Source organism: Rhodothermales bacterium (assembly GCA_013002345.1).
Taxonomy (GTDB): Bacteria; Bacteroidota; Rhodothermia; order Rhodothermales; family JABDKH01; genus JABDKH01.
Genome location: JABDKH010000079.1, coordinates 1 through 15,831 on the forward strand (window position 1 = coordinate 1; position 15,831 = coordinate 15,831).

Consider the following 15,831-nt stretch of genomic DNA (forward strand, 5'->3'; position numbering starts at 1 on the left):
AGGCTGTCGTACGCATTGCTGGACTCAGGGAAGTGCTTTACGTTCTCGCGAAAGACGGCGATCGCCGCGTCGAGTTCGCTGCGGTTAAGTAGAGCGTATCCGAGACTGTTTAGACTGGTCTCGCCAAAATCGTACGCGGCCCGGCCGTAGAAACGCTCGCGGAGTTCTGCGTACTCATCCATCATCCCGTCCGTGCCATGGGCTGAGAACGTCTCCATCAGCGCCGCATCGAGGGTGTGCGGCCGCGGGACTCCTCGATGACACGTGTGGCACCACATGTTGACCGGGGCTCGTCCTTCCTTGTCGATCGTTTCGAGTGTCTTGTTGATGTCGCCGAGCATTTCGAGCATTGTCCGGGCGATGTCCTTCTTCGGGTTCTCGTCCGAGGCGAAATCAAATGTGGTCAGCGGTTGACCCTCCTCGCCTACGTGGCAATGCGAGCAACGAACGCCCAGCGCGCGTGTAAACCCGGTCATCACGGCCTTGAGGCGCTGCGGTGGGAAATCTTCAGGAAGTACCTTGAGATTCTCGGCCTTCTCGGGCCACTCGAATCGTTGTGCGTTGGCATCCATCGGCGCACTGACGAGTACGGCCAGAACAAGTATGCTGCCGCAGCCCGCGGCGAGTATTCGAGGCATGAGAGTTCCCTCCTGATGATTCGAGCTATGTGACAGGTTTCGGTTTGACGCACGCAAGCCTGATCTGTTACGCGGGGTTGATTCCACTCTTCGTGTTTGTCGCCACCGCGTCGGTACGATGTGTACATTTCGGAATCCTCGTCCGTGGTACACAATCGGTAATCTGAGTCATGTTCACCTTTCTGATTCGTCGATACTCAAAGCTGTTTGTGGAGTGCGCGTCATCTCAGTCGGATCGGATGGATGTGGTGACAATCCTCGTTGCATTTGTTCTTCTGGGTGCGGGGTCCAGTCTCTGTGTCGGCCAGGAATTGGCAGCGGACTCCGATAGCGCCACGACGTATGTGCTGATCCGGTCGGACGACCTCGGGATGAATCACGCCAAGAATATGGCGAATCGAATGGCGCTCGAATTGGGTCTGCCTATGTCGGTATCCGTGATGTTCGCGTGTCCATGGTACCAGGAGGCCGTGGAGATTCTGCGAGATCATCCTGACGTTGCCGTGGGCATTCATCTCACGCTCAATGCGGAGTGGCGAAATTACCGATGGGGCCCGGTGGCCGGCCGGGGTCGCGTACCGAGCCTCGTCGACAGTCTCGGGTACTTCCACCCGACACGCGGCGCCTTCCTGTCAGCAGATCCACAGGTGGAGGAAGTCGAGATCGAGCTACGTGCGCAGATAGACCGCGCGCTGGCCACGGGTTTGACGATTGACTACTTCGACTACCACATGGGTGCCGCGGTGTCGACGCCGGAGTTCCGGTCGCTTGTCGAACGTCTGGCTCGAGAGTATGGCGTCGGTATTCCGCGCTACTTTTCGGAGGCGGACCCGAGCAATCACTACTTCGCGGAGCCGAAAGACAAACTTGACAGTCTTCTCGTAGGAATCGAGCGCATGGAGACGGGGACGCTGAACCTGCTGGTGTTCCATCTGGGTCTTGAGACGCCGGAGATGGACGCGTTGATCGACATGAACGCGATTGGCCCGAAGAACATGTCGAGTCATCGTTTCGCGGAACTGACGGCTCTTGGGTCGGACAGGTTTCGGCGCAGCCTCGAGGATGGTGGCTATCGCCTCATCACGTATCGTGACCTCATTCGAATGCGTGGGCTGGACTCAATGGTGTCGCCGGAGGAGGCAGCCTACGCGCCTCCGCCCGGACCTTGAACCCGGTCGAAGCGGGTGCCGTACCCAGCCACTGGCTGGATGCGGGGTGCAGCGGCAGAACTCGGTGCGGGTAGCGATTGCCGCACACGTGTCTCGTGCTACGCCACGATGAACCCTTCGCCGCTCTCTAGCCCTGCGCCACTTTCTTGATCATCAACACGAGATTGCCGACGCGTGGTTGATCCTCGTCCGGACTGGAGCGGAAGCCTACTACGAGTCGCGCCTGCTCGTCTGGCGTCAGTTCCTGCAAAAGCTGATCCCTGGGATTCAGCTCGTTGCCGTCGAAGTACATTTGCGTGGTCAATTCGTGATAACCGCGTTTGGCCACCTTGAAGTGGATGTGCGGCGGGCGCCACCAGGTCTCGTTTACGGGATACGCGCCGGGAACGATCGTCCGGATGCCGAACGAACCATCCTCGTCCGTTTTCAGCTTCGCCCAGCCCTGAAAGTTCGGATCCTCAGGGGCCGGGTTTGGATCATCTTCGTGATGATATCTCCCGTGCGTATTAGCCTGCCATGCGTCAACAATCGCCCCGGCGACGGGTGACAGCGACTCGTCGATGACCGTTCCCTTGATAAGGATGACTTCGCCCAGCGCAGTCGTGGATTGACCGTCGATGAGTGTCATGTCCGCATCTTTGTCTAGTTGATCCTTCTTCGGGAAGAAGGGTCCTTCGGTCTGGTGTGGCGTCGCGCACTCCTCTTCCTGGCGAGGACTGGCTGCAAATGCTTTTCCGGCGACGGCGCCTGCTGCCGCGCCCAGTCCAACGTGGAGAGCTGCGCGGCGCGTAAACTTCTTTCGTGGCATTTTTTGATACGATATGGGGTGAATCGAGCGCGGGTGGCCTGAACAGGCCGGGCGAGCAGGGTCGAGCTCCTGCCGGGACCAATTACGTTGAAGCGATCCGAAGTTGCAATGACCCGCCTGAAACCGGCACCCTTGCCGACGTTTTGATGTCCGACGGCCTGCACCCGACTGTCACCGGCGGCGGGAACACGTACAAGCGACTACTTCAGGAGGACCATGGTTCGGGTTTCAGACTGGTGTCCTGCGACAAGTCTGTACAGGTACAATCCACCGGGGAGTCCCGTCGCATCGAACTCGATGTCATGACGTCCGGCGCTCCGCCCGCCGTTCGCCAGCCGCGTGACGCGCTGACCGATCGCGTCGAATACGTCGAGCGTTATTTCGCCGGCCTCGGTGAGTTCGTACGTGATCGTCGCAGTCGGATTGAATGGATTCGGATATGCCTGCAGCAGTCCGAAGCGTTCGGGAGTTTCGTAGCTCAGCTCCACGATTGGCGAGTACGTGAATGAGCCGTCGAGATCGATCTGCTTCAGACGGAATCGATGGACGCCCGTCTCGAAGAGATCCAGCGAGTAGGTGTAGTTCCGTTCGTTGTCGACGGTTCCGGCCCCGTCGACGAATCCGATTTCGCGGAATGGTCTCTGGTCGACGGCGTGCTCAATGCCAAAGCCGCTGTTATTCGTCTCGGACAATGTTCGCCACTTCAAGTGAGCTCGACTTCCGCTACGTACAGCATCGAATGTGGCGAGTTCTACGGGAAGGGTCATCGTGGAAGTCACAATGTAGCCGGCTCCGTCGGCCGTACCGGCGTCGTCGTGGTAGATAAAGGCAGAGAGCAAGCCGTTCGAAAAAAACTCGTAGTTGTACTGTACGTCCGAGAAAACGGTCATGCCTCCTACGACCGTATAGCTTCGACGCTCGTTCTGCAGGCGCAGGGCATCGATGCTGCCTGCAGGTGTCACAAGCGTGCCCCATCCGTCGACGAGATTATCCTCCGCGATCGCGAAGGTTGTGCTGCCAATGGTAAACGCGGTGGTGTCGCTCCACGAAGCCAGGTACGTAATGGGCAAGGAGAGTGCTGTTGAGACGGGGTTGTTGACGGCGAGGGTTGTGTCGTAATCGGGCGCAGCCTCCTCGACTCCGACCACTCCAAGCTGTGTTACCGATGAGGCCGTCAACCGCAAGACACTCCAGGACGAAGCCTCACTCGCAGGGGTCGTGTCATAGCCGCGGGCGTAGAAATTCCCCGTGGCGAAGGCCGGATCGTTTCCCATGGGTACGTCGCCCGCCACGTTCGTGCCGTAGTCCGTTATCGTGGTGAGAGGTCCCGAGGAGAAGACGCACGTCGTGAAGTCCCACGTCTGATTGGCTCCCGAGGCGCCCAGCATTGCCGTTCCGCAGGGGACGGTCGCTGTGGGAAGTCCACCATCATCATCCGCTTCGTACTCCAACTCGGTCTCGCGCTCTCCCGCCTTCGCGCTGTAGAAGCTGCTTGTGATCGTGATCGGTGTCTGAGCAAGCGTCGTGTCGACAAAGGTGGTGAGGGCGATGAGGATGATAATGGCGCGGACGGTCGTAGCAGTACTCATTATATGCGGCCGATCTGAATGGAAAGGAGCGCCCAATAACGAGGAAGCGGTTTGGAATTGCAAGGAGTGTTCGCTGATGTCCGACGTGCGGCCATACTGCACTTGTACGGCGTCGTCGGACGGGCTGGCGGCTGGGCGACGTACATCGGGGCGTATCCGGTGGCTTGTGGTTATTTTCCTTAAGCCTGCCACGTCTCGTCTGATTCCGTTGGATGAGGCTGCATTGCCCTCCATACTCACAACCTTCCCTGACGGCCGGATCAGATCCTCCCAATGACGCTTCTCGTTTTCTACGTTCTTTTGGCGCTTGGCGTCTCTTTCCTGTGCTCGATCATGGAGGCCGTGCTGCTGAGCGTGACGCCCTCGTTTGTGGCCCGGATGCAGGCTGAGCGGGGAGTCGTCGGGCGTAAGTTGGCCGACCTCAAGAGGAACATCGATCGTCCGCTGGCCGCGATCCTGAGTCTGAACACCATCGCACATACTGTCGGTGCGGCGGGCGCCGGTGCACAGGCGGCGATCGTTTTCGGCAACACGTATGTGGGGATTGCGTCCGCGATCCTGACGTTCCTGATCCTCGTCGTTTCCGAGATCATTCCGAAGACACTCGGGACGCTGTACTGGCGGCAGCTGGCCGCAAGCGTCGTCCGCATTCTGGTCCCGACGATCTGGCTTATGTGGCCGCTGGTGAAAATGGCGGAGGGACTGACGTGGATTCTGGCCCGCGGGCGTGCGAAGGTGATTATACGCCGGGAGGAGTTTCAGGCCCTCGCCGACGTTGGAGTCAGAGAAGGAGTTCTTCACGAGCGGGAGTCGCACATTCTACAGAGCTTGCTGAGGTTTGGCGATCTGACTGCCCGCGACATCATAACTCCGCGGACCGTGGTGTTCGCCTTGCCGGCCGACAGCACGGTTGCAGACGTCATGGAGGAATACCGGGAGATCCGATTCTCCCGCATACCCGTGTACGGTGAGGACAAGGATCGTGTGTTGGGTTTCGTGCTAAAGAACGACATCTTGCTTCACGCTGCGCGTGATCAGGGCCACGTCGCTCTGAATTCGTTCATGCATCCTATTACGGCGGTACCACATTCGATTCCTCTGCAGGATTTGTTCGAGCAACTGATTGAGGATCGAGCGCATGTGGCCATCGTCGTCGACGAGTATGGGGGCCTCTCAGGCCTCGTGACACTTGAGGACGCCGTGGAGACCCTCCTCGGACTGGAGATTATCGACGAGGTCGACACGGTAGATGACATGCAGCGCTACGCACGCGAAAAGTGGCAAACGCGAGCGAAGAAAATGGGGATCACAATACCCGGCCGTACTGAAGACGGCGAGTCCAAGTGATCGGGCGCCAATTGCTCAGGGTGCTGACCGAGTGATTCAGCAATCACGGAGGACGCACGGCGAACGTGCGGACTGAACTGTTATCGAATCTGCCGCGAAGAACCTCTATTTCCTTTTTCTGCTTGCCCCGCCACCACTGCCGCCGAAGAACGCCATCACGCCGAGAAGGAATCCGAGGTTGTACAGTGCGCCGTCGTTGTGCACCTCGTAGATGGTCACGTTGTCATTGATCAGTGAGACGATAAAGGTGAACAGCGAAATAAACCCGTGCCAGAGACCCTTCCAGAAGCCGGCCAGCTCGCCCATCGCGTTTGCCGACTCGGCAAGCTCGTTAGGGCCGGGTGCGCAGCCGGTCATGAAGAACACGGCGAGGAGGATCACGGTGAACAGGAGAAGCTTCTTCATGCTGAGGGCCTCTGAGTATGCATGGAGTGAGCCCGTGTACGGGTCGGCGGAGACAAAGGTGCGTTGGGCAAGACGGTGCGCTGAGTTTGTCTGACCACAGACTGTGTGAATAGAAGGAGCCGCGGTAGCGTCGCCCTGGCTACCGGGAGATGGTCCGCATCTCCCCTGACGTGTAGAATTCAGAAATCTCCCAGAGATATCGGACGCGCACACACGTTGGTCGTGGAAGCCGGCTTAACGTTGAGCTAGGTCTGGAGCGAAGTAATTTGCTGGTGAACCCTGCCTGGTGAGGGGTTGTCAAAAAAAGGGTCCTGGGGCACGGACCCCAGGACGCTTTTGCGTTCCGTCATACATCCGCGGATTCAGCTCACTTGGACCGTCCGCCTTTTCCCTTGCTGGGTTTCGTGTCCGTGGTGGTGTCGTCGCCACCGCCACCGCCATTGTTCCAGCTATCCTCCGCGACCCACAGGCTCAAGTTGGTCGTGCTTGCGGGAGCGCCGTAGATGGTGAGGTTGCGTGCCTCGGCCTTGGCCACGATTGCGTCCCGGACCTGGGCCGGCGTCATCGTGGGGTCCTGAGCCAGCAGCAGGGCTGCCGCGCCGGACACGTGAGGTGCCGCCGTCGAGGTGCCGCTCATGTAGGCTGGTGGTGCAGACTTACCGGACTCGGTGCTCGCCGACATGATGTCCACACCCGGTGCCAGGATGTCCACGACCGATCCGAAATTCGAGAACCACGCAAAGGAACCCGGGCTGCTCTCAAAGGCGCCGACGGTAATTGCTTCCGCGACGTGCGCCGGTGTAACGGTCGATGCATCGATGGCATCGTTGCCGGCTGCCACGACGACTACCACGCCCTGCGCGATCGCTGACGCCACGGCCTGGTCGAGGGCATTATAAACGGTCGTTCCGATGTCCGCTCCGAAGCTGATGTTGGCGATCATCGGCATCGCAGGATTGTTTGCCTTCAGGTCGGTCAGGTACTCCATCGCCGCGATAGCCGTTGAAAGCTCTGCCTCTCCGCTTGCATCAAGGACCCGCAGGTTGTGAATTCTCGCACCCGGCGCCACGCCAACCACGCCGAAATCGTTGTCAGCGGCTGCAGCAGTCGCCGCAACGTGGGTACCGTGGCCAACGGGGTCCCGGGACTGTGTTCCCTCACCAGTGAAGTCAATCGTCTCCACAAGGTTCATGTCGCGGTGTGCCACGCCCGTATCCAGGATGTAAATGTCGGCATCCACCTCACCCGTGCCATCGCCCGAGACGGTCCAGCTCCAACCTCCGCCCACGTACCAGACTCCCCAGGGAAGCTGCTGGTTCGGCTTTCCTTTCTTCAAGAGCGGGTCTGCGTCCCGGTGTCCAATTCGGATGTCGGGCTCGATCCACTCGATGTCCGGGTCGGTTTCGACGAAATCCAGAAACGCAGGCACATCGCCCTCGACGTGAGCCGAGAACCCGTCAAAGGAGCGCGTGTAATCGTGCTTGATGGTGACGCCGTCCATGCCCTCGTAGCGCTCGAGCACTCGGTAGCGCTCAAGGACCTTAGTCATTCCGAGCACGAAGTCGTTGGAGACAGCCAGCTCGTCATAGCGCTCAAGGACTTTGGCACGCGAGAGAAATTTGAATAGATGCGCCTGACGCATCTTGGAAGTGGAACCGTCTTCGACCACCTTATCCTCGCTTCCGAGCAAAGACGCGTCGGAACAACCGGAAAGAAGGGAGCCAGAAAGCAGAAAAGCGGCGGCGGCGAGGGTCGCGAGAGTCGCTCGAGTACGCATGGCAGAGGCCTTTGACTTGTTGAGTCAAGTCCCTGCCCGCGTAGATAGGAACGGTATCAAAAGTGCAACGCAACCGGCCAGACCGGCAATTCTGCGTGTACGCGAGCCGCTACCATCGGGCAGTGACCGGGCACTCTTGGTCGTTATTGGACGGATGGGTTTCCCGGATTCAGGTTCGATCCGGCCTTTTTTTGGTGGAAATCCTTCGGCCAGACGTTGAGACACCATTTTCGGCCTGCAGAGGCTCTAGTGACGGGTCTTAGGCCTTCACCAACTGCCGTGTTCGGGGCTTACTGTCAGTGCCACTTTCTCATCCCGGGTCACTGCCGCTTCTTCCCCTGGGTCATGGCCGCGCAGGCGGCCATCCATTCGTGCCGCAGGTTGACCGGACCTCGCATGGATCACCCGATCGAGGCTTGCCCCTGCGCTCTGCCCTTGCGGAAGCGAGGGGAGGCGGGGGTCGGGGATGACAACGGCGCGACGCTTTGCTCGTGATGACGTTGCGGGGCGACCAACCGACTAGTTCAACACCGAGTGAATCGACTTTGTGAGTCGCTTCCCCTTCCACGAGTAGTGCACGTCGATCGTCATGAAGGGCACGGGTCGGCCATCGACAGCGATCGTCGTGAGGGTCAGGTCAAGCTGCTTAACGAGCGCTTTCGACCACTGTATGTACTCGGTTCTTGTCATCTCTACTGTCAATGAGGTGCATTCGGCCGATGAAGGCGCCGCCACGATAGTAGAACGAACGTATCCACGGAATTCGTCTAAAGATGCCTGTTCCTCACTCAAACGTGCTATTCTAGCCCTTTTCCTGTCGTTCCATCAGGCCCAGCAGGTCCTTCAGCCGGTCGTCGTACAACTGCCCCAGGGTCGCTTTCTCCGACTCCGTGAGCCCAAACGGGCCCTCAGCGTTCTGTGCGGCCTGCTCGGGACTCCGCATTCCTGGTATCACCGTAGACACCTCCGGCTGACTAAGCACGAAAGCCAGCGCGATTGACGCGGGTGAAACCGCGCGCACTCTGGCCAGCTCAAAGAACGGCTCCAGATCGAGGGTGGCCTGTTCCAATACACGCGGCGTCAACCGGAAGCTGCGGTGGTCATTCGGGCCGAATCTTGAATCGGAGTTGAACCTCCCGGCCAGGAGCCCGAACTGCAGTGGCATCCTGGCAATGATCCCGTATCCCGCAGCTGCCGCACGCCTCATCAAGTCGACGGCCCGCTGATTGATCACACTCAGGACGAGTTGGAAACTGTGACCGAGCCCGCGTTCCATGAGAAAGGCGCCCTCGGGCTCCGGATCGTACGTACTCAGCGACAAGCCCCAGTAGCGAATCTTTCCCTCGGCGACCAGTTGCTCCATGGCTTCGATGCATTCGCCCTGCTTCAGGTGCGCGACACGCGCGGAATGCAACTGGTACAGGTCGATGTGGTCGCGGCGCAGCCGCCTGAGGCTCTTGTCGCATGCAGCCAGGATATGCTTCTTCGAATAATCCAGCGATATCGAGCCGTCACTATTCAATCGATGGCCGACCTTCGTGGCGATCGTGACGCCAGCTCTGTTTCCAATGGTCTGCCCGATCAACTCCTCGGAGTGGCCGAGGCCATAAAAATCCGCCGTGTCGAGGAAATCGATTCCCCGGTCGAGAGCCGTTTCAATTGCTCGAACGGAAACGGCATCATCGATATCTCCCCAGCCAATGGCGATGTCGCCGGCCATGGCCGGTCCGCCGATGGCCCATGCTCCGAAGCCGATGCGGCTCACGACGAGGTCGGTGCGTCCGAAAGTATTGGTCGGTATGGCTGACATGTGATCGTTTCCGTGAAATGAAGCAGCAGGGCGAAAGTAGTTAGACTAGAGATGGCGCCCGGACAGGTTCGTACTCGAGAATCGCATTATCAGGAGACACACCTCACCGAATGTTCGGTGTGAGTTCCGGCTCGATTCGGAAGTTGAAACGAGAGGATTCATCTGGACGACAAATAAGAATGCCGCCCTCTCCTGTTCGTCGCGTTCCAATACTGAAAGATATGCTGAACACCGGTCTATTATGTCGCGGCGCGGTAAGCGGGAGGGCGGCACAACGACAGGTAATGAACTATTTAGATAATCGTTGAGAGGAATTGGCGGGGATGTGTGACGGCAGAAACCCTTCGCGACCGCGGGTGGGCAAGTGGTTTTGACTTCGCGGGCTGTATTGAGAAGCCGGGCCGGCTCTGGGTTATGTCTGGTGCGAGCCACATGGGCCACGCCCTTACGGCTCGTAGTCAACTCACCGCCACGAGATATCGACGTTCGCCGCTTTGTTTTTCATCAGCGAATAGAGAACGTGCGTTCGAAAGCCAGGACAACTCGGACAGCCCTGCACGAGTCCAGAGGAAGCCGTCCGACGCCCTGACTGAGGACGGACTGAGCCTATTACACGAGGACGGATTTATGAATCTTATTGTAGAGCATGTCGACGTCTGGGCCGCACGAATCACCGACGACGTCGGAGCACTTTCCGCGGCACTCACATCGCTTAGCAAGGTGGGTGCGAATCTCGATTTCGTGATTGGCAGGCGTTCGCCGGATCGTCCGGGAGAAGGTGTGGTTTTCGTAACACCCCTTCGCGGAGATTCGGAGGTGTCGGCCGCCGGCATGCTTGGATTCAACATCACGGCCAGCATCGATACGATTCGCGTTGAAGGCGATGATGACCGCGGTGCCGCAGCGGCGGTCGCGGAAATGATTGCCAAGGCAGGCATCAATGTTCGTGGATTCTCGGCCGCCGTTATCGGTGGGCGATTCATCGCCTTCGTCAGTTTCGACAACAGGGATGACGCGGACAAGGCGATTCATATGCTGCAGAATTAGAATCAGGCCGAGTGTTTTGCGCGCAAATCGAGGTGTCGCGGCCCAGGGCTTTCGGCTCTAACCGCGGCGCCGACCGGTCCGTGCTAAGATGCTGTGCCGCATTCACTCCACGCCCACCTGATCAACCGGCAACTTGACCACGGCTGGGTATATCGGTACCATTACGTTACCCACTGCGAGTTTGCCACCGGATAGTGCGCCCTGGTTGCGATGGCTGGAGACCGCATTCCCTCTGCCAGGACAGGACCCAGACCATCTGGCTGATGGCTCGCGCACCATCCCCATAAGCCATGGTATGTGTCATGAGTAATGGTTACCGTTTTGCGTTGAGCGTATGCTTCACTGGACTGCTCTTCTTCTCTACAACAATCCCGGCATCCGGCCAGACCGTAGACGCGTTCACAACCGGCCAGTTGGTTACATCGGCTGCTCCAGCCGGCACAGTCAACGGCGGGGCGTCCGTACTCGGCACGTATCGAGACGCGATTCTCTCTCCGCTCGGAACGCAATCATCGACCCTCGCGATCGCGGCCGGTACCTATACATACACCCGTGACGCTGGAGACATCAGCTTCATCTCGGTGGACTGGGATGGTAATAACGATGCCATCACGTTTGTGGAGACCGGTCTTGGCGGTGTCGACCTTACGGCAGGCGGAGCGAACGCTTTTCAGTTCAACATCACGGCGAACCGGAGCAGCAACTTCGAGATCAAAATGGTGGTGCATACGGATGCATCGAACTCATCATTGGTGAATCCTGTGTCGACATCAGGCACCGGCGTGCAAACCATATGCTACAGCTCCTTTTCGGTGGCGTCGGGGACGGGCGCCGATTTTGCGAATGTCGGCGCCGTTCAGTTCGACACGGGAGTCGGCTTTGTTTCGGCCCAGGACTGGGACATGGGCCAAATACAGTATGTGAATTCGGGATCGTGCGGTCTCCCCGTTGAGCTGACCTCGTTTGACGCAGTCGTCGATGGAAACGACGTGCTTCTGAAATGGCAGACGGCATCCGAGCGGTCTGCGCTCGGCTTCGGAATTGAACACCGAAACGTTTCGACGGAAGCTGCGAGTGCATGGAGGGAGACGGCGTTCGTACCTGCTGCGGGTGAGTCATCATCACTTCGTGACTATGCGGCTTCGGTGGCTGCACTACCCTCGGGACAACACGCTTTCAGACTCCGCGTTGTCGATGTGGATGGATCGTTCGAATATTCGGAGAGCGTCGAGGTCGGGGTCGAGCATCCGGAGAAGTTCGTGCTGGGTTCGGCCTATCCGAACCCGTTCAATCCGAGCACGTCATTCACGTTGTCGGTGAAGCAGTCGCAGAATGTTGAGGTCGGACTCTTCGACCTGCTCGGTCGCCGGGTGGTCGACGTCTACAGTGGTCAGGTCGAGGCTAATGCAACCCGCGTGTTCCGGATCGATGGCTCGGGATTAACGACCGGCCTCTACTTGATCCGTGCAATCGGTCAATTCGATACTCGCTCCAGCACGGTTCTTCTCGTCAAATAGTCTCTGGAACATCGATGGGCGGGGTCGGACGAGTATTCGGCCCCGCCTTTTGAATTCGCTTGACACTCGGCCGATCGATATCGATACTCCAAGTGCGTCGCAGAGAATTGTGGGCCGCTGCGGCTCAAGTGCACTTCTGTCACCCGGAATAATCGAAGGTATCGAACTATGCGTGCCGCTGTCGTCGAAGCATTCAAGGAACCACTCAAGATCTGGGATAACTGGCCAGATCCGGAAGTCGGCCCGGACAATGTTCTGGTCAAGGTCGTGGCCAACGGGATCTGCCGTTCGGACTGGCACCTGTGGCAGGGTCACTGGGACTGGATGGGTTTTTCGCCACCTCTACCTGTTGTACTCGGTCATGAATCGGCCGGTATCGTAGAAGAAGTCGGCTCGAACGTGACGCGTTTCAAGAAGGGGGATCGTGTTGTGTTTCCGTTCGGACAGGCGTGTGGCAGTTGTGGAACGTGCGCCGAGGGCTATCAGAACGTTTGCGAGAATCTCGCGATGTCGATGTTCATGGGCGCCGGTGGATTCGGGGAATACTCTCTGGTTGCCAACGGCGACGTCAACCTGGTCGAATTGCCGGAGTCGATTTCGTTTGTCGAGGGCGCCAGCCTGGGATGTCGCTTCATGACGGCGTTTCGGGGAGTGACGGCTCAGGGCCAGGTGGAGCCAGGTGAATGGGTTGCGGTGTTCGGATGCGGTGGAGTGGGACTGGCGGCGGTCGACATCGCCAGCGCCATGGGTGCAAACGTGATTGCAGTCTCGCGTACGAGGGAGAAGCTTGACAAGGCGCTCGAACTGGGCGCTGTTCACGCCGTAACGGCGGGTGAGGATACTCCGCAGGCGATACAGGAGTACACAAAGGGGGGCGTGCACGTGGCAGTGGAATGTCTCGGAACGGCTGCCACATGGATGCCGGCAATCATGTCGCTTCGTACCCGCGGGAGGCTCGTTCGCCTTGGGATGTCCGGCGCTGCCGAGAAGGGAATTCTGCCGATTCCAGCCGACATGATCGTCGGGAGGGAGATCACGATCGTGGGCTCGATGGGCATGCAGGCCCGATGCTATCCGGAGATGCTTCGAATGGTCGAGTCGGGCAAGATTAACCCGTCGTCGCTCGTGAGTGCGGAGGTTTCGCTTGAAGACGTGAACAGTGTCTTCGAGGAAATGACCAAGTTCAACACGATCGGGTACTCGGTGATCAAGAACTGACGCGAGCGGCGCGTCCGGCTACTGGTTTCGGTTCGTACTCCAGATCGCGCGCATGCGCTTCTGATCTGGCGTTGCGTCCTCGTTCATTTCGAGGACGTGATGATCATAGTCTGGCACCAGCACACCCGCAAGCTGGAGCTCGTCTTCGCCTCTCCTGACGCGAACCGAATACTCGTCACCGGCCCGTTTGTTGTTCTTGATCGCCATCACGCTGTCAGCACTATGGACGGTCAGTTCTTGCTCGAACACACTCAGTATTACGTCGCCTTCCTGTAGTCCGAACGGCTCATGCTCGGGCAAGAAGCCGGACACGGCAAGTCTGCCTCCTTCAATGCCGCGCAACATCAATCCGAACTGTGGTGGCGAATCGGGAGAAGGTCGAACCTTCTGATAATCCACCCCGACGAGATTCATGTATCGCGAGAAATCGAGCGGTCGTCGTGCCAGGATGTGGTCATCGATGAATGTCTTGATCTCCGGATGCGTTGCAGCAACGAACTCGTCAAAGAAGCGGTCGTTGCTGAACGGACGATCCTTCCCGTACCTCTGCATCATCTCCACAAAAACCTCTCGCAGACCGCGTTTCCCGTTCGATAGTTCGAGAAGTCGAAGGTCCAGACACATCGCCGTAAGTGGTCCCAGTTGGTAGATGTCGCCGTACTTCCCCCGGCCGTCATCGGTGAACCATTCGGCACTGAGTCTCGAAAGGCTCCAGTCGCTGTTGAATCGTTCACTGGCGCGGATCTTTCCGCTCATTCTTTCAAGGAACTCGTTGACGTCAATCATCCCTCCTCGCAGCTGCATCATGTGCGCCGTCCATTCGGTCACGCCCTCGTACAACCAGAGATGCTGATCTTCGCCCGTGGGTTTGGAGTAGTCCCACTCCGCGATAATCTCGCTGCGGAGGTGCAGAGGCGTGAGGATATGCATGAACTCGTGCGCGACGATATCCTTCAGGAAGTGCAGCATCTGAGGCATGGCCGGTAACGCGTATGTCGAACTGTAGGAGTGCTCTAGCGCGCCGCTGGCCATAAACGACGGATTGCGTTCCCGTGCGTTTTCGTCGGCGAAATACATGAGGAAGGCGTACCGCTCCACAGGCGAGTAGCCAACGAAATCATAAGCGGCGTGTAGCACATCATCGGCGATGGCAAGAACTGTGTCCGCGGTGATGGCTGTGTCGGGCGAGAAGACGTAGACTTCGACGCTGATGTCGCCAATCTGGCGCGAGGCCGTGCTGAGGTCTCCGACGAGGAATGGTGAATCCGCGAGGTGGTAGTACGAGTCGGCGAGATATCGTCCGGAAGCGTCGGTTGAGAGTGCGGTCCCGACTGTCCAGCTCCCTGGCTTCGTGAGTTCCAGGGAAGTTGGGTTCGAGCGGTGGTGAAGAAAGTAGCCGAAGACACCGTGCGTGTTGATAGCGACGTACCCGGGCTCGATGCCCGTCCCGCTCATGGGATAGACCACGTGCTCTTCGACGTTTGCATCGAACGTGTCTTCCATGTCGTAGCGGATTGCGGCGACACGCGTCGGGTCTGATATTGACCAATCGTTCGTCGCTCTCCGAGACGTGGGGATTTCCGTGCCCGCCGCGTCGAGTGCGACAAACGATGTCACGAAGCGCCCGAAGTCGAGTACCTGGTGAACACCCGGGGCGAACGCCGTGAAACTGTAGATGCTGTCGGCAGGCCCTAGAGCGGGCGGGAGTAGCGTTACGTGGAAAAGATCGTCTTCGGTATTCGTGATGTCGACACGATACCGGAAGGTGTCCTGTGCGGTTGCGACGTCTGCAGTCCCGACCGCAAATAGAATGACCAGGACGAGAACCAGATTGTGGTGATGCATAACGGAGTCTGTTTCAGCGTTGTTAACCAGTCGTCACGTTGTGCGCGGCCGTCGGTAGAAAGATCGCTTCCCTTACGGGACGTAGACCCAGTTAGATGCAATCAAATCAGAAGAGGCGGCGTGGTATCGACACTAGCGCCTGCGTATGCGCATCTGACCGGTGCCTATGAAATGTCAGCGGACGGTGGCTGGTGTCCGGACAGTATGGCGTGCGAGCCAGTTGCCCGTACACGTTCCGCCCGGAGGTGGAGTCGATCGCAAAGTGCAGCTGCCTCTTGACTTTGCTTTAGAACGCCTTCTCATATCCGTCGGCGCCGAGCGTGCAGCACCACCGGTCCCCGTTCTCAACGAGCCATAACCATTCTCTCTGCCGTAGCACCCGCCCCGGTGGAGACTCGCATGATGTATAGTCCGCTCGGAAGACCTCCGCGGTTCCAGTTCAACACATGTGACCCTGGTGTCAGAGTAACCGGGTGTACCGAGTCTACGACCCGTCCGAGGAGGTCAAAAACCTCGACCCGGAGTTCGCCCGGGGTGGCAATCGTTACGGAGACGGACGTTGTCGTGCTAAATGGATTTGGATAGGCCGCGTCGATCCGGACTCCTTGCGTCGCAGAGGGCAGCGTCCCTTCAACACTGACAAGGCTTGCCAGATCGTAGA

At 58.7% G+C, this 15,831-nt stretch carries 14 protein-coding genes; 5 read left to right on the forward strand and 9 right to left on the reverse strand.

Going from position 1 to position 15,831, the window contains the following annotated elements:
• On the reverse strand, nucleotides 1-638 hold a 638-nt coding region (locus HKN37_04035; protein NNE45810.1), incomplete at its 3' end, for a c-type cytochrome.
• Nucleotides 639-808: 170 nt separating this feature from the next.
• Between HKN37_04035 and HKN37_04040 the strand changes: the two genes are divergently transcribed.
• Nucleotides 809-1,807, forward strand: coding sequence for a ChbG/HpnK family deacetylase (locus HKN37_04040; protein NNE45811.1), 999 nt, complete (start codon nucleotides 809-811; stop codon nucleotides 1,805-1,807).
• Between the two features lie 127 nt (nucleotides 1,808-1,934).
• Here HKN37_04040 and HKN37_04045 read toward each other — a convergent pair whose 3' ends face one another.
• Together HKN37_04045 and HKN37_04050 are read right to left on the reverse strand one after the other, a co-directional pair.
• Nucleotides 1,935-2,615, reverse strand: coding sequence for a hypothetical protein (locus HKN37_04045; protein ID NNE45812.1), 681 nt, complete (start codon nucleotides 2,613-2,615; stop codon nucleotides 1,935-1,937).
• 200 nt (nucleotides 2,616-2,815) lie between these two features.
• Nucleotides 2,816-4,204 carry a T9SS type A sorting domain-containing protein gene (locus tag HKN37_04050; protein NNE45813.1) on the reverse strand — a complete coding sequence of 463 codons (1,389 nt, stop codon included), beginning with the start codon at nucleotides 4,202-4,204 and terminating at the stop codon, nucleotides 2,816-2,818.
• A 273-nt stretch (nucleotides 4,205-4,477) separates the two neighbouring features.
• Here HKN37_04050 and HKN37_04055 point away from each other — a divergent pair, with 273 nt between their 5' ends.
• Nucleotides 4,478-5,551 (forward strand): HlyC/CorC family transporter, encoded by a 1,074-nt coding sequence (locus tag HKN37_04055; GenBank protein ID NNE45814.1) that lies wholly within the window; start codon nucleotides 4,478-4,480, stop codon nucleotides 5,549-5,551.
• Between the two features lie 105 nt (nucleotides 5,552-5,656).
• Here HKN37_04055 and HKN37_04060 read toward each other — a convergent pair whose 3' ends face one another.
• The 4 genes from HKN37_04060 to HKN37_04075 all read right to left on the reverse strand — a co-directional run bounded on the left by HKN37_04060 (nucleotide 5,657) and on the right by HKN37_04075 (nucleotide 9,543).
• Nucleotides 5,657-5,956 (reverse strand): hypothetical protein, encoded by a 300-nt coding sequence (locus HKN37_04060; protein ID NNE45815.1) that lies wholly within the window; start codon nucleotides 5,954-5,956, stop codon nucleotides 5,657-5,659.
• A 367-nt stretch (nucleotides 5,957-6,323) separates the two neighbouring features.
• Entirely contained in the window at nucleotides 6,324-7,733 is a 1,410-nt protein-coding gene (locus tag HKN37_04065) for a S8 family serine peptidase (protein NNE45816.1), read from the reverse strand.
• A gap of 519 nt (nucleotides 7,734-8,252) precedes the next feature.
• The gene (locus tag HKN37_04070) at nucleotides 8,253-8,423 is read right to left on the reverse strand and encodes a hypothetical protein (GenBank protein NNE45817.1); all 171 of its coding nucleotides are present in this window, start codon (nucleotides 8,421-8,423) and stop codon (nucleotides 8,253-8,255) included.
• Between the two features lie 112 nt (nucleotides 8,424-8,535).
• Entirely contained in the window at nucleotides 8,536-9,543 is a 1,008-nt protein-coding gene (locus tag HKN37_04075; protein ID NNE45818.1) for an aldo/keto reductase, read from the reverse strand.
• Nucleotides 9,544-10,170: 627 nt separating this feature from the next.
• On the opposite strand from HKN37_04075, the gene HKN37_04080 reads away from it, so the two are divergent.
• The 3 genes from HKN37_04080 to HKN37_04090 all read left to right on the forward strand — a co-directional run bounded on the left by HKN37_04080 (nucleotide 10,171) and on the right by HKN37_04090 (nucleotide 13,325).
• The gene (locus tag HKN37_04080) at nucleotides 10,171-10,590 is read left to right on the forward strand and encodes an RNA-binding protein (protein NNE45819.1); all 420 of its coding nucleotides are present in this window, start codon (nucleotides 10,171-10,173) and stop codon (nucleotides 10,588-10,590) included.
• A gap of 302 nt (nucleotides 10,591-10,892) precedes the next feature.
• Complete coding sequence (locus HKN37_04085; GenBank protein ID NNE45820.1) at nucleotides 10,893-12,107, forward strand: T9SS type A sorting domain-containing protein; 1,215 nt, start codon at nucleotides 10,893-10,895, stop codon at nucleotides 12,105-12,107.
• A 168-nt stretch (nucleotides 12,108-12,275) separates the two neighbouring features.
• A complete protein-coding gene (locus HKN37_04090; protein NNE45821.1) occupies nucleotides 12,276-13,325 on the forward strand; it encodes an alcohol dehydrogenase catalytic domain-containing protein in 1,050 nt (349 codons plus the stop codon).
• An 18-nt stretch (nucleotides 13,326-13,343) separates the two neighbouring features.
• Here the strand turns inward: HKN37_04090 and HKN37_04095 are convergent, their stop codons facing one another.
• Both HKN37_04095 and HKN37_04100 read right to left on the reverse strand, forming a co-directional pair.
• Complete coding sequence (locus HKN37_04095) at nucleotides 13,344-15,170, reverse strand: hypothetical protein (GenBank protein NNE45822.1); 1,827 nt, start codon at nucleotides 15,168-15,170, stop codon at nucleotides 13,344-13,346.
• Nucleotides 15,171-15,514: 344 nt separating this feature from the next.
• On the reverse strand, nucleotides 15,515-15,831 hold a 317-nt coding region (locus HKN37_04100), incomplete at its 5' end, for a T9SS type A sorting domain-containing protein (GenBank protein ID NNE45823.1).

Excerpts from the sequence above, each read along its gene's own strand:
- HKN37_04040 (NNE45811.1), top strand. The coding sequence starts at position 809 with ATGTTCACCTTTCTGATTCGTCGATACTCAAAGCTGTTTGTGGAGTGC.
- HKN37_04060 (NNE45815.1), bottom strand. The coding sequence starts at position 5,956 with ATGAAGAAGCTTCTCCTGTTCACCGTGATCCTCCTCGCCGTGTTCTTC.
- HKN37_04075 (NNE45818.1), bottom strand. The coding sequence starts at position 9,543 with ATGTCAGCCATACCGACCAATACTTTCGGACGCACCGACCTCGTCGTG.
- HKN37_04070 (NNE45817.1), bottom strand. The coding sequence starts at position 8,423 with ATGACAAGAACCGAGTACATACAGTGGTCGAAAGCGCTCGTTAAGCAG.
- HKN37_04090 (NNE45821.1), top strand. The coding sequence starts at position 12,276 with ATGCGTGCCGCTGTCGTCGAAGCATTCAAGGAACCACTCAAGATCTGG.
- HKN37_04045 (NNE45812.1), bottom strand. The coding sequence starts at position 2,615 with ATGCCACGAAAGAAGTTTACGCGCCGCGCAGCTCTCCACGTTGGACTG.
- HKN37_04085 (NNE45820.1), top strand. The coding sequence starts at position 10,893 with ATGAGTAATGGTTACCGTTTTGCGTTGAGCGTATGCTTCACTGGACTG.
- HKN37_04050 (NNE45813.1), bottom strand. The coding sequence starts at position 4,204 with ATGAGTACTGCTACGACCGTCCGCGCCATTATCATCCTCATCGCCCTC.
- HKN37_04095 (NNE45822.1), bottom strand. The coding sequence starts at position 15,170 with ATGCATCACCACAATCTGGTTCTCGTCCTGGTCATTCTATTTGCGGTC.
- HKN37_04055 (NNE45814.1), top strand. The coding sequence starts at position 4,478 with ATGACGCTTCTCGTTTTCTACGTTCTTTTGGCGCTTGGCGTCTCTTTC.
- HKN37_04080 (NNE45819.1), top strand. The coding sequence starts at position 10,171 with ATGAATCTTATTGTAGAGCATGTCGACGTCTGGGCCGCACGAATCACC.
- HKN37_04065 (NNE45816.1), bottom strand. The coding sequence starts at position 7,733 with ATGCGTACTCGAGCGACTCTCGCGACCCTCGCCGCCGCCGCTTTTCTG.